This window comes from Pseudomonas sp. LBUM1663 (assembly GCF_059695905.1).
On sequence record NZ_CP166792.1, the window covers coordinates 4,818,035 to 4,831,604 of the forward strand.

13 protein-coding genes are annotated in these 13,570 nt (G+C 59.5%); 2 read left to right on the forward strand and 11 right to left on the reverse strand.

The annotated features are described in order from the left end of the window. Positions 1-3: 3 nt before the first annotated feature. The 8 genes from pabC to ACA075_RS22100 all read right to left on the reverse strand — a co-directional run bounded on the left by pabC (position 4) and on the right by ACA075_RS22100 (position 6,163). On the reverse strand, positions 4-819 hold the full coding sequence (pabC, locus tag ACA075_RS22065; RefSeq protein ID WP_497295352.1) for an aminodeoxychorismate lyase: 816 nt from the start codon (positions 817-819) through the stop codon (positions 4-6). Beyond that, complete coding sequence (gene fabF, locus ACA075_RS22070) at positions 819-2,063, reverse strand: beta-ketoacyl-ACP synthase II (protein ID WP_010461853.1); 1,245 nt, start codon at positions 2,061-2,063, stop codon at positions 819-821. The genes pabC and fabF overlap by 1 nt, the downstream gene beginning before the upstream one ends. 108 nt (positions 2,064-2,171) lie before the next feature. Further along, complete coding sequence (acpP, locus tag ACA075_RS22075) at positions 2,172-2,408, reverse strand: acyl carrier protein (RefSeq protein ID WP_003442511.1); 237 nt, start codon at positions 2,406-2,408, stop codon at positions 2,172-2,174. A gap of 191 nt (positions 2,409-2,599) precedes the next feature. Further along, positions 2,600-3,343, reverse strand: coding sequence for a 3-oxoacyl-ACP reductase FabG (gene fabG, locus ACA075_RS22080; protein WP_109633847.1), 744 nt, complete (start codon positions 3,341-3,343; stop codon positions 2,600-2,602). A 16-nt stretch (positions 3,344-3,359) separates the two neighbouring features. Next, on the reverse strand, positions 3,360-4,298 hold the full coding sequence (gene fabD, locus ACA075_RS22085; RefSeq protein ID WP_497295354.1) for an ACP S-malonyltransferase: 939 nt from the start codon (positions 4,296-4,298) through the stop codon (positions 3,360-3,362). A 126-nt stretch (positions 4,299-4,424) separates the two neighbouring features. After that, positions 4,425-5,435, reverse strand: a complete 1,011-nt coding sequence (plsX, locus tag ACA075_RS22090) for a phosphate acyltransferase PlsX (protein ID WP_497295356.1) — start codon at positions 5,433-5,435, stop codon at positions 4,425-4,427. 4 nt (positions 5,436-5,439) lie between these two features. Beyond that, positions 5,440-5,622 carry a 50S ribosomal protein L32 gene (rpmF, locus tag ACA075_RS22095; RefSeq protein WP_008152339.1) on the reverse strand — a complete coding sequence of 61 codons (183 nt, stop codon included), beginning with the start codon at positions 5,620-5,622 and terminating at the stop codon, positions 5,440-5,442. Positions 5,623-5,635: 13 nt separating this feature from the next. After that, the gene (locus ACA075_RS22100; protein ID WP_004371317.1) at positions 5,636-6,163 is read right to left on the reverse strand and encodes a YceD family protein; all 528 of its coding nucleotides are present in this window, start codon (positions 6,161-6,163) and stop codon (positions 5,636-5,638) included. A 105-nt stretch (positions 6,164-6,268) separates the two neighbouring features. Between ACA075_RS22100 and ACA075_RS22105 the strand changes: the two genes are divergently transcribed. Further along, positions 6,269-6,847 (forward strand): Maf family protein, encoded by a 579-nt coding sequence (locus tag ACA075_RS22105; protein WP_497295358.1) that lies wholly within the window; start codon positions 6,269-6,271, stop codon positions 6,845-6,847. Positions 6,848-6,895: 48 nt separating this feature from the next. On the opposite strand, the gene ACA075_RS22110 is transcribed toward ACA075_RS22105, so the two are convergent. From ACA075_RS22110 to rluC, 3 genes are read right to left on the reverse strand one after another with little or no spacing between them, the layout of a single operon-like run. Next, a complete protein-coding gene (locus ACA075_RS22110; RefSeq protein WP_497295359.1) occupies positions 6,896-7,885 on the reverse strand; it encodes a S49 family peptidase in 990 nt (329 codons plus the stop codon). 24 nt (positions 7,886-7,909) lie between these two features. After that, positions 7,910-8,572: an HAD-IA family hydrolase gene (locus ACA075_RS22115; RefSeq protein ID WP_497295361.1), complete on the reverse strand. Its 663-nt coding sequence runs from the start codon at positions 8,570-8,572 to the stop codon at positions 7,910-7,912. Then, positions 8,559-9,521 carry a 23S rRNA pseudouridine(955/2504/2580) synthase RluC gene (gene rluC / locus ACA075_RS22120; protein WP_131062732.1) on the reverse strand — a complete coding sequence of 321 codons (963 nt, stop codon included), beginning with the start codon at positions 9,519-9,521 and terminating at the stop codon, positions 8,559-8,561. The genes ACA075_RS22115 and rluC overlap by 14 nt, the downstream gene beginning before the upstream one ends. Positions 9,522-10,220: 699 nt before the next feature. Here rluC and rne point away from each other — a divergent pair. Next, positions 10,221-13,454 (forward strand): ribonuclease E, encoded by a 3,234-nt coding sequence (gene rne / locus ACA075_RS22125; RefSeq protein WP_497295363.1) that lies wholly within the window; start codon positions 10,221-10,223, stop codon positions 13,452-13,454. Positions 13,455-13,570 lie beyond the last annotated feature (116 nt).

The window sequence follows — 13,570 nt, forward strand, 5'->3', positions numbered from 1 at the left end:
GTATCAAGCATCCAGTAGCGCACGGGCAATGGTTTGGAGTTTACGGGTGAGCGGCCCAACCGACCAGCTCAGCGCAGCATAGGCGCGCACCGGCCAAACGCCATACACGCTGTTGCAGACAAAGACTTCATCGGCCCATTGCAGCTGATCGAGGCTGATGTCGGTGATTTGCGTGGGGATCCCCAATGACTCGGCTTGAAACAATAATTCGGCGCGCATCACGCCAGCCACGCCGCAGCGCTTCAAGTCAGCCGTGATTAACACGCCATCGCGCACCAGGAAAAGATTACTGAATACGCCTTCGATCACCCGACTCGTCCTGTCGAGCATCAAGCCTTCGGCATGCTCGGCATCCTGCCATTCGGAACGGGCGATGACCTGCTCCAGACGGTTCAGGTGTTTGAGGCCGGCAAGCAGTGGCTGCCTGGACAGTCGTGTCGCACACGGGAACAGGCGAACGCCCTGTTCGCCATGTACGGCCGGATAAGCAGCGGGAGGATTGCCTTGCAGAATGCGTCGGGCCTGAGCCGAGGGGTCGGGAGCGTAGCCGCGCAGACCGTCGCCGCGGGTGATGATGAGCTTGAGCACGCCCTCACCCAGTGCGCGGGCATAGGCCAGCAGCTCACTGCGGATCAGTTCGTGATCAGCATTGATCGCCAGGCGTGAACAACCATCGGCCAGACGCACCAGATGTCGATCCAGCAGCAACGGCTGCCCGCCACGCACGGCAATAGTCTCGAACAGACCATCACCGTAAGCCAGGCCGCGATCTTTCAGCGACAAAGCGTCAGCCGGCTGACCTTCGACCCAGCTGTCCATCAGTCAGCGAACCGGCGGAACACCAGCGAGCCGTTGGTACCGCCAAATCCGAAGGAGTTGGACAGCACCACATCGATATCCATGTTGCGCGCGGTGTGCGGCACGAAATCGAGATCGCAACCTTCGTCCGGCTCATCGAGATTGATGGTCGGTGGCGCCACCTGGCTGTTGATTGCCAGCACGCTGAAGATCGCCTCGACGGCGCCTGCTGCACCCAGCAAGTGACCGGTCATGGACTTGGTCGAACTGACGGCCAGTTTGTAGGCGTGATCGCCGAACACCGATTTGATCGCACAGGCTTCGGCGAGGTCGCCGGCCGAGGTCGAGGTGCCGTGGGCGTTGATGTACTGGACCTGGTCGCCATTGATCTTCGCGTCGCGCAAGGCATTGGTGATGCAACGGGCGGCACCGGCGCCATCGGCCGGAGGCGAAGTCATGTGATAGGCATCGCCACTGGTACCGAAACCGATCAGCTCGGCGTAGATGGTCGCGCCACGTGCCTTGGCATGTTCCAGTTCTTCGAGAACCAGAGCGCCGGCACCGTCGGACAGGACGAAGCCATCACGACCCTTGTCCCATGGACGGCTGGCACGGGTTGGCTCGTCGTTGCGGGTCGACAGCGCACGGGAAGCACCGAAGCCACCCATGCCCAGACCGCAAGCCGCCATCTCGGCGCCGCCGGCAATCATCACGTCGGCTTCGTCGTACATGATGTTGCGGGCTGCCATGCCAATGCAGTGCGTACCGGTCGTACAGGCAGTGGCGATGGCGTAGTTAGGTCCCTGTGCACCCAAGTGGATGGACAGAAAACCGGAAATCATATTGATGATCGAGCCAGGCACGAAAAACGGAGAAATCCGTCGTGGGCCGGAATCATGCAGGGTGCGGCTGGTTTCTTCGATGTTGGTCAGACCGCCAATACCCGACCCCATGGCCACGCCGATGCGTTCACGGTTGGCGTCGGTGACTTCAAGGCCTGCGTTACGTACAGCCTGAAAACCGGCCGCCAGACCGTACTGAATGAACAGGTCGAGCTTGCGTGCTTCCTTGACCGAGAGGTATTCCTCAACATTGAAGCCCTTTACCGAGCCGCCAAAACGGGTGGAATAGGCAGAAAGGTCGGTGTGTTCGATCAGACCAATGCCACTGCGGCCAGCCAGAATGCCCTGCCAACTGCTCGGCACATCCGTGCCCAGTGGCGACAACATACCCATACCGGTGACTACGACGCGTCTACGCGACACAGCACTCTCCTTTTTCAAATGACGACTTTGCATCAGGCCTAAAGAAAAAACCGCACGCCGTGATGGCAGTGCGGTTTTTCCATGACAGCAAGCAACGATTACAAGCTATTAAGCCTGGTGGTTAGTAACGTAATCGATTGCGGCTTGTACAGTAGTGATCTTCTCAGCTTCTTCGTCAGGGATTTCGGTCTCGAATTCCTCTTCCAGAGCCATCACCAGCTCAACGGTGTCAAGGGAGTCGGCACCCAGGTCTTCAACGAAGGAAGCAGTGTTGACCACTTCTTCTTCTTTAACGCCCAGTTGCTCAGCAACGATTTTCTTGACGCGCTCTTCGATGGTGCTCATACCTTGTTTTCACTCCTAATGGACAAATTCAGGCAGCTGGCCAGTGGGTAAGTGTATAGAAAGACTTTTCAGTTTTTCAACTGAAAGCTTCACTCCTCAAACCCGACAGCCCTCTGCCTATAAATAGATTGCAGCTTTATAACGGATTTTAGACAGCTCGTATGACATTTTTTTGAAGCAATCCGTCACATTTAACTCATGTACATCCCGCCGTTCACCGGGATTGTAGCCCCAGTAACGTAAGCCGCACCGTCGGATGCAAGAAAAGCGACCACAGACGCGATCTCTTGAGCTTGCCCCAGACGGCCCAGCGGAATCTGCGTCTGCAAGGCTTCACGCTGCGCCTCGGGCAGTTCGCGGGTCATATCGGTGTCGATGAACCCAGGGGCCACCGAGTTTACCGTAATCGAACGCGAACCGACTTCACGCGCCAGTGCACGGCTGAAACCTTCCAGACCGGCCTTGGCGGCTGCGTAGTTTACTTGGCCTGCGTTGCCCATGGCACCCACAACCGAGCCAATACTGATAATTCGTCCCCAACGGGCTTTGGTCATACCGCGCAAAACGCCCTTGGACAGGCGGAACAGACTGTTCAGGTTGGTATCGACGACGTCATGCCATTCGTCATCTTTCATGCGCATCATCAGATTATCGCGGGTGATGCCGGCATTGTTGACCAGAATCGCCGGCGCTCCGAACTGCGAAGTGATGCTCGCCAGTACAGCGGCAACGGATTCGTCGCTGGTGACGTTGAGTTCCAAGCCAGTGCCTTGAATACCATTTTCTTTCAGGGTTGCAGCGATGCGCTCGGCACCCGATGCAGAGGTAGCAGTGCCAACAACGATGGCGCCCTGACGACCCAGTTCCAGGGCAATAGCCTGGCCGATACCGCGGCTCGCACCGGTGACCAGTGCAACTTTACCTTGCAGACTCATGCAAGTTTCTCCTGATTCAGGCCAGCGCTGCACGGGCAGCAGCGAAAGCGTCTGGGGTATTGAGGTTGGATGTCGATACGCCTTCGGCGCAACGTTTGTTCAGGCCTGCGAGCACTTTGCCAGGGCCGCATTCGACCAGCTGGGTCGCGCCCTTGGCGGCCAGCGCCTGGACCGATTCAACCCAGCGTACAGGCTTGTAGAGCTGCTCAAGCAGATCGCGCTTGAGGGTTTCCAGATCGGCCGGCACAGTAGCGCTGACGTTCTGCACGACAGGAATTTGCGGCGCTTGCCAGTCGATTGCAGCGATCGACTCAGCGAAACGCTCGGCTGCCGGACGCATCAGCTCGCAGTGGGACGGCACGCTGACCGGCAACGGCATGGCACGCTTGGCACCACGGGCCTTGCAGCCTTCTATGGCGCGTTCGACCGCAGCCTTGGCACCGGCGATCACGACCTGGCCCGGGGAGTTGAAGTTGACCGCGCTGACCACTTCGCCTTGCGCCGCTTCGGCACAGGCGGCCAACACGTCAGCATCTTCCAGACCGAGTATTGCGGCCATGCCGCCCTGCCCGGCCGGAACGGCTTCCTGCATCAACTGACCACGGCGCTCCACCAGCTTGACGGCGGCGCCCAGGCTCAGACTGCCTGCCGCGACCAGCGCGCTGTACTCACCCAGGCTGTGACCGGCAACGTAAGCCGGACGCGCGCCGCCTTCAGCCAGCCACAGACGCCACAAGGCGATCGAGGCGGTCAGAATGGCCGGCTGGGTTTTATCGGTTTGATTGAGTTGCTCTTCCGGCCCCTGCTGGGTCAGTGCCCACAGGTCGTAACCCAGAGCATCGGAAGCTTCTTTGAATGTTTCGAGGACAACTGGGTGTTGTGCGCCCAACTCGGCCAGCATGCCGAGGGACTGCGAACCCTGTCCTGGAAAGACGAATGCGAGGGAAGCAGACATGTAACAAGCCCCTAATGATCTTGTCGTCGGAGAATTTGACGTCCCGCTTGGGGGACGCAAGAAACTGACAGTTGGATGGCCAATTGAACTGAGCGGTCACATTTAAGCATTGTCCGACGAAAACGCCTAAAGCAACAAATCCTCCAGACGACCGTGAATGCGTTCCGGAAGGTTTTCCTGGATCTCGATCAGCGCTCGGGAAATGGCACTCTGAAAACCCTGAACCCCGGCCGAACCGTGGCTTTTGACCACAATCCCCTGCAAACCGAGGAAGCTTGCGCCGTTATGTCGCGCAGGCGCCAGATCGGCCTGCAAACGCTTCATCAGCGGCAGCGCCAGAGCGCCGACCATTTTCGAGGCGAGGTTTTTCTTGAACAAGGCTTCGATGCGCCCGGCAATCATGGTCGCCAGGCCTTCGCTGGACTTGAGCAGGATATTGCCGACAAAGCCGTCACACACCACCACGTCCGCCTCGCCACGGTACAAACCGTCACCTTCGACAAAACCGATGTAGTTGATGCCGCGAGCGCTTTGCAACAAGGTCGCCGCCAGCTTGACCTGCTGATTGCCCTTGATGTCTTCGGTGCCGATGTTCAGCAAGGCCACCCGTGGGCGAACAATGCCGAGGGTCTCTGCCGCCACCGAGCCCATCACCGCAAACTGCAATAAATGCTCGGCGCTGCAATCTACGTTGGCGCCGAGGTCGAGCAACTGGCAATAACCCTTCTGCGTCGGAATCGCCGCCACCATCGCCGGCCGATCGATGCCTGGCAACGTCTTGAGCACAAACCGCGACAACGCCATCAGCGCGCCGGTATTGCCGGCACTGACACACGCCTGGACCTTACCATCACGCAACAGTTCAAGCGCCACACGCATCGACGAGTCAGGCTTGCCACGCAAGGCCTGGGCAGGCTTCTCGTCCATGGTGATGACTTCGGACGCTGGAGCAATCGACAGGCGCGAGCGATCCACAGCCGATTGGCCAGAGAGCAATTCTTCAAGAAGGGAGGGTTGACCGACGAGGATCAGGTGCAGCGAGGGCGTAGCAGACAGGCAAGCAAGGCTGGCCTGAACAATGCTGCGGGGACCGAAGTCCCCGCCCATTGCGTCAATCGCGATGACTTGAGCAGACAAGTGATTACTCGTCAGCGCCCTTGTCGATCACTTTACGGCCACGGTATACGCCTTCTGGCGATACGTGGTGACGCAGGTGAATTTCACCGGTGGTTTTTTCTACAGACAGAGTGCTTGCCGTCAGGGCATCGTGCGAACGACGCATGTCACGGGCAGAGCGGGATTTTTTGTTCTGCTGAACAGCCATAATTGATTAACTCCTAAACGTTTGGGTCACGCTTTAACTGCGCCAATACACTGAACGGGTTGGACCGCGTTACCTCGTCCTCGCTCGGTTCGGGCTCATCGAGACCCGCCGGCTGCTGGCATTCTTCCGGATGATGAGCAGGCACAATGGGCAAGGCGAGCAGAAGCTCCTCCTCGATCAGTGACTGCAGATCCAATGGATCTTCGCCCAGTTCCAGCACGTCATAACCTTTCGGCAACGACTGGGTATTCGCACCCTCCTTCACCACAGCATAACTGCATTCGCTATGGATCGGCAGGGTGACCAGCTCAAGACAACGCTGGCAAACCATTTTGACTTCGGTGTCGATAAAACTGTGGATAACCACAGACTTACGTTCATCTCGTTCAAAAACGAATTTAGCCTGCACCGTACCGACAGTATCGGAAAGCGGGTCGCAGAGTCTCTCCAAATCGGCCAGCAGCAGTTCACCTTGAAGGGTGGTGCCACGGTCAGCCAATTTGCGCGGGTCAACGTGAGGTGGAATCGGGTCATTCAACATAGGCGCAGCATTATAGGGATGCACCCAGCCATGTCAAAGGAAATTCAGCCCTGTCCGTCACTTGGAAGCCTCGGTAGAATTCGCGCCTGTCTTCCGGAGATGCGCATGCTGCCTTTATTACTCGCTTCAAGCTCGGTTTATCGCCGGGAATTGCTGGCCCGCTTGCAGTTGCCATTCACCTGCAGTTCGCCGGATATCGATGAAAGCCATCGTCCGGGCGAGTCCGCCATCGAACTGGTAAAACGCCTCGCCGAAGAAAAAGCCCGGGCACTTTCCGGCAGCCACCCCGCTCATCTGATCATCGGCTCCGACCAGGTGGCCGTCCTCGGCGAGCGGATCATCGGCAAACCCCACACCTTCGAGAAAGCCCGCGAACAACTGCTGGCATCGAGCGGTGCCAGCGTGACCTTCCTGACGGGCCTGGCGTTGCTCAACAGCCAGACCGGCGACTGCCAGGTCGATTGCGTGCCTTTCACTGTGCACATGCGCACCCTCGACCCGGCACGCATCGAGCGCTACCTGCACGCCGAACAGCCCTATGACTGCGCTGGCAGCTTCAAGGCCGAAGGCTTGGGGGTGAGCCTGTTTCAAAGCACCGAAGGCCCTGACGCCACCAGTCTGATCGGCCTGCCGCTGATTCGCCTGATCGACATGCTGCTGGCCGAAGGCGTGCAAATACCCTGAACACAAAAAACCGGCCACTGAGGCCGGCTTTCTGGCGCAGTCAAGGAATCAGCGCAACGAAGGCCCCTGGAAGCCCATCCACATCGCCAATTGCTCAGCCACGCTGGCACCGAGCTTTTTCGAGAAGCGATCAAACGGCGATTCCTGAACGGTGAAATCCACCAGTTCCTTCTCGCCAATCACATCACGCGCCACCGAACTGGCATTCCCCAGGCCATCGATCAGACCCAGCGGCAACGCCTGCTCGCCGTTCCAGACCAGCCCGGAGAACAGCTCTGGATGCTCTTTGTCCTTGAGACGGTCGCCACGGCCCTTTTTCACGCTGCTGATGAACTGCTGGTGCGTGGTATCCAGAACGCCCTGCCAGAACTGAGTCTCCTCAGGCTTCTGCGGCTGGAACGGGTCGAGGAACGACTTGTGCTCGCCGGATGTGTAGGTCCGACGCTCGACGCCGAGCTTCTCCATGGTGCCGACAAAACCATAACCGGCCGCCGTCACACCGATGGAGCCGACCAGACTCGCCTTGTCGGCGTAAATCTGATCCGCCGCGCTGGCGATGTAATAAGCACCGGAAGCGCCCAGGTCGGAAATCACCGCGTACACCTTGGTGTCCGGGTGCAAGCCGCGCAAACGCACGATTTCGTCATACACGTAACCCGACTGCACCGGACTGCCGCCCGGGCTGTTGATGCGCAGGATCACGCCCTTGACCTTCTCATCCTCGAAGGCCGCCCGCAGACTGCCAACGATATTGTCGGCGCTGGCCGGCTCCTTGTCGGCGATCATGCCGGTCACGTCGATCAACGCCGTGTAGTGGGAACCGCGGGTCGCGCTTTTTTCCATGTCCATCAGCGGCGTGAACAGAATCAACGCGCCAAACAGGTACACAAAGGTCAGCAACTTGAAGAAAATCCCCCAGCGACGAGACCGGCGCTGCTCCTGGACACTGGCCAGCAGGGTCTTTTCCAGCAGCTTCCAGCTTTTTTCGTCACCGTTCTCTGCGCTCGCCTTGGCGGGCGCTTTCCATTCGTCGGTCATGACATCTACCCCAGCAAAAACCTGTTAAGCCCGCTGACCCAGCCAGGCATGCAATTCTGAAAAACGATCAATGGCCAGTCGCGGCTCGAACAGCTTCAGCGCGTCGATCGATTGCGCACCATAACTGACGGCCACCGAATCCATACCAGCGTTACGCGCCATCTGCAGGTCGAAGGACGAATCACCCACCATCAGCGCCTGTTCCGGACGAACCTCGCAATGCGCGAGAATTTGTTCAAGCATCAGCGGATGGGGCTTGCTGGCGGTTTCATCGGCGGCGCGCGTGATATCGAAATAGTCTTCCCAGCCGTGAGCTTTCAGCACCCGATCCAGCCCGCGACGGGCCTTGCCCGTGGCCACAGCCAGGTGATAACCCTCGGCGCGAAACGCCTCCATCGACTCGACCACGCCTTCGAACAGCGGCGAAGGCACGGCTTCCGCGGCGATGTAGTGATCCGCGTAGTGCTGACGAAACCCTACCAGCTCCGCATCGCCAATGTCCGGGTACAACGTGCGAATAGCCTCAGGCAAGCCCAGACCGATAATGCCTTTGACGGCAAAATCATCGCGCAACTGAAACCCGGATCGTTCGGACGCAACATGCATCGCCTCGACAATCCGACCAATGGAGTCAGCGAGCGTGCCATCCCAATCGAAAATCAGCAGTTTGTAATCAGAGGGGTGCACTCAGGCGCTCCACGGTCTTGGCCCACATTTCGTCCACCGGCGCCTGCAATTTCAGCTCGCCACCATCCGGTAACGGCACAGTCAGCAGGTAGGCGTGCAGAAACAGGCGCTTGCCGCCCAAATCGCGGATTTCCTTGCTGAAACCTTCGTCGCCATACTTGGTGTCGCCAGCGATGCAATGCCCGGCGTGCAAGGTGTGGACGCGAATCTGGTGAGTCCGGCCGGTAATTGGTTTGGCCTCGATCAGGGTGGCAAAGTCGCCGAAGCGGCGCAGGACCTTGAACACGGTCACAGACTCCTTGCCCTCCTCCTCGTCGACCTCGACCATGCGCTCGCCGGAGCGCAGATTGCTCTTGCCCAGCGACGCCCGGACTTGCTTGATCGAGGCTGCCCAATTACCACGGACCAGCGCCATATAGCGTTTATCGACGCCATCGCCGCGCAAGGCGGTGTGCAAGTGGCGCAACATGCTGCGCTTCTTGGCGATCATCAACAGACCGGAGGTATCACGGTCGAGACGGTGAACCAGTTCGAGTTCCTTGCAATCGGGACGCAACTGACGAAAGGCTTCGATCACCCCGTAAGTCAGACCGCTGCCGCCATGAACCGCAATACCGCAGGGCTTGTTGATCACGATCAGCGCTTTGTCCTCGAACACAATCGAGGCTTCGAGGCGTTGCAGCAGGCCTTGAGCCAACGGCACCGGCTCGTCGCGTTCGGGCACGCGAACCGGTGGCACGCGCACGATATCGCCCGCCTGCAGCTTGTATTCGGGCTTGATCCGACCTTTGTTCACTCGCACTTCGCCCTTGCGCAAAATGCGGTAAATCAAGGTCTTGGGCACGCCTTTGAGCCGAGCGAGAAGGAAGTTATCAATACGTTGGCCGGCATATTCCGGCGAGACCTCCAGCAGTTGTACGGCTGGGGTCGAAGGGGCAGTAGTCGTCATGCCGCGGATGATAACAATTTTTTATGGAATTGAAGCACTTAATCATTGCTGCTATAGTCGCGAACGCCGCCAAAAGCGGCCTGGACAGCGGACTAACGGTCAAAAACCGGCCCTGACCAACGCAATTCACCAGGACGCGAGGCCGTCCTACGGGGCTTTCGCTACGTAACGGTGGAGTTTGCAGCTGTAACAAGCGCAGGTGACATGAGGCCTGAATCAAGCCGTAAAGCAGAGTTTTCACTCGCCTTGCGAGCCATATTCATGGCCAGTTCACAAAGTGCAGTCAGCTAAAGACGACCCCGAGCGAACGCTTCGGAAACAACGCCTAAATTAGCCATGATGCGTGACCTCCCCCTTCGGAGCTCACGGTAAATGCCAACCCGCTGCGGATTCTGCGCGCGGCAGCACCCGAATTATCAGGGATACGTGTAGGGTGGAGATGCACAACCGCTGGACTGTGTAGCAATAGGCTTTATCAAGACGCTTCATCTCGTCCACAGCCGCTGGTTGATTCCTCCTCCTGACTGAGTGCTTAAGTAGCCACAGCAAGCAGGACGCGTAAGTCGCGATAACGGCCCAATTGGCCAGACATCGCTGGACACGGGAATGGCCAACCACTCCCGACGCACCTGACACCGACCATGAGAAGTCGTGTGTGCCGAACGCCGTTTCCGGCAGCCCGGAAACCGACGGTACTACATGAAAAGAATGCTGATTAACGCAACTCAACCCGAAGAGTTGCGTGTTGCACTGGTAGATGGCCAACGCCTCTACGACCTGGACATCGAATCCGGTGCACGCGAGCAGAAGAAGGCCAACATCTATAAAGGCCGGATTACTCGCATCGAACCAAGCCTTGAGGCTGCCTTTGTCGATTTCGGCTCCGAGCGCCACGGCTTCCTGCCCCTCAAAGAAATCTCCCGCGAATACTTCAAGAAAGCCCCAGAAGGCCGCGTCAACATCAAGGACGTCCTGAGCGAAGGCCAGGAAGTCATCGTTCAGGTCGAAAAAGAAGAACGTGGCAACAAGGGCGCTGCCCTGACCACCTTCATCAGCCTGGCCGGTCGTTACCTGGTGCTGATGCCGAACAACCCGCGTGCCGGCGGTATCTCCCGTCGCATCGAAGGTGAAGAGCGCAACGAACTGCGTGAAGCCCTGAACGGCCTGGTTGCCCCGGCTGACATGGGTCTGATCGTTCGCACTGCCGGCCTGGGCCGCAGCAGCGAAGAAATGCAGTGGGACCTCGATTACCTGCTGCAACTCTGGACCGCCATCAAAGAAGCCTCGCTGGATCGCTCCGCGCCATTCCTGATCTATCAGGAAAGCAACGTGATCATCCGCGCCATCCGCGATTACCTGCGCCAGGACATCGGCGAAGTGCTGATCGACAGCGTTGAAGCCCAGGACGAAGCCCTGACCTTCATTCGCCAGGTGATGCCGCAGTACGCCAGCAAGATCAAGCTGTACGAAGACAGCGTTCCGCTGTTCAACCGCTTCCAGATCGAAAGCCAGATCGAGACCGCTTTCCAGCGCGTCGTTGAACTGCCTTCCGGCGGCTCCATCGTTATCGATCCGACCGAAGCCCTGGTGTCCATCGACATCAACTCGGCGCGCGCCACCAAAGGCAGCGACATCGAAGAAACCGCCCTGCAGACCAACCTTGAAGCCGCCGAAGAAATCGCCCGTCAGTTGCGCTTGCGCGACATCGGCGGCCTGATCGTCATCGACTTCATCGACATGACCCCTGCCAAGAACCAGCGCGCCGTGGAAGAAAAAGTCCGCGAATGCCTGGAAGCCGACCGCGCTCGCGTGCAAGTCGGTCGCATCTCGCGCTTCGGCCTGCTGGAAATGTCCCGTCAGCGCCTGCGTCCATCCCTGGGCGAAAGCAGCGGCATCGTCTGCCCGCGTTGCAACGGCACCGGCATCATCCGTGACGTTGAATCGCTGTCCCTGGCGATCCTGCGCCTGATCGAAGAAGAAGCCCTGAAAGACCGCACCGCCGAAGTTCGCGCCCAAGTGCCGATTCCGGTCGCAGCCTTCCTGCTCAACGAAAAACGCAACTCGATCACCAAGATCGAACTGCGCACCCGTGCCCGCATCGTCATTCTGCCGAACGATCACCTCGAAACGCCGCACTTCGAAGTTCAGCGTCTGCGCGATGACAGCCCGGAAGCCGCAGTCGGCCAGTCCAGCTACGAAATCGCAGCAGCCGCTGCCGAAGTCGAAGAAGTCCAGCCAGCCGCCGCGACCCGCACCCTGGTTCGTCAGGAAGCTGCGGTCAAGACCGCTCCGGCCCGCGCCAACGCTCCGGTTCCGACCGAAGTCGTCGCTGCCGCACCTGTTGCTGCACCGGCCGCCGCGCCAGAGCCTAGCCTGTTCAAAGGCCTGGTGAAGTCGCTGGTCAGCCTGTTTGCTACCAAGGAAGAGCCTGCTGCTCCGGTTGTGGTTGAGAAACCAACGACCACTGAGCGCCCGGCCCGCAACGAAGAGCGTCGCAACGGTCGTCAGCAGAGCCGCAACCGTAACGGTCGCCGCGATGAAGAGCGCAAGCCTCGTGAGGAACGTGCACCGCGTGAAGAACGCGCACCACGTGAGCCACGCGAAGAGCGTCAACCACGCGAAGCCCGGGAAGAAACCCCGGTAGTCGCCCGCGAAGAACGTGCTCCACGTGAAGAGCGCACACCACGCGCCCCTCGCGAAGAACGTGCACCGCGCGCGCCTCGCGAAGAACGCAAGCCACGTGGCGAGCGTGAGGAACGCGTGCGTGAACTGCGCGAACCTCTGGACGCTACCGCTCCGGCCGATGCTGCGACCGCTGCGACTGCTGAAGAACGTCCGGCTCGCCAGCCACGTGAAGAACGCGCTCCACGCCCACCGCGTGAAGAACGTCAACCACGTGCCGAGCAAGCCGCTGCTGCCGTCGCCGAAGAAGAACTGGTGACCAACGAAGAGCAACTGCAGGAAGACGGTCAGGAAGGCGCCGAAGGCGATCGTCCACGCCGCCGCTCCCGTGGCCAGCGTCGTCGCAGCAATCGTCGCGAGCGTCAACGCGATGCCAACGGCAACGTGATCGAAGGCTCGGAAGAATCCGAATCCGCCGAAGGCAGCGAAGCGGGCGACAGCAACGAAGCGCCAAGCACTTCTGATCTGGCCGCCGGCCTGGCTGTTACCGCAGCCGTTGCCAGCACCGTGATCAGCGCGCCCGCTGAAGCACAAGCCAACGAGCAAGCCGAACGCGCAACGGCCGCCACCCTGGAATCGGCTCCGGTCGAAGCGCCAGTGGTCGAAGCGACGACTCCGGTCGAAGCCACTGCTGCTCCGGAAATCGAAGTGGCACCGGTTCGTGAAGCTGAGCCGGTTGTTGAAGCCGCTCCAGTGGCCGAACCCGTGTTTGCTGCCGAACCAGCGGTCGAAACTTCCAGCGAAACCGTAACCGAAGCTGTCCGCGAAGTTCGTGAAGAACAAACCGCGTTCAACTGGGTTGCCGAGCCGGCAGTTGTTGAAGCGCCTGCACCGGTTGCTGAAGCCGAAGTGGCCGAAGCCATGGCCTCCGAGCCAGTGGTTGTGGCTGCCGAGCCTGCTCCAGTCGTTGAAGCACCGGCTCCGGTTGTTGCCGAAGTGGCTGCACCGGTCGTTGAAGCGGCTCCTGTCAGCGCCCTGACCGAAAATGGCCGTGCGCCGAACGACCCGCGTGAAGTGCGTCGTCGCAAGCGTGAAGCCGAGCGTCTGCAGAAGGAGGCCGAATTGGCTGCCGCTGCTGCTCCGGTTGAAGCGCCTGTCGCTGACGAGCCTGCACCGGTTGCGGCTGAAGTGATCGAAGCGGCACCTGCTGCCGAGTCGGTCATCGAAGAAGCACCGCGCTCCGTACAGGAAGCGGTTGAGCAACACGAACAAGCCCTGGAAAAAGAACACGAGCCTAAACCACTCGTCTGATTCCATCGGCCACTAAAAAGCCCCGCCTGGTGATCCAGGCGGGGCTTTTTTTATGTCCGTGTCTCACCGCGATCAATGTGGGAGCGAGCCTGCTCGCGATGACGGTGGATCAGCCT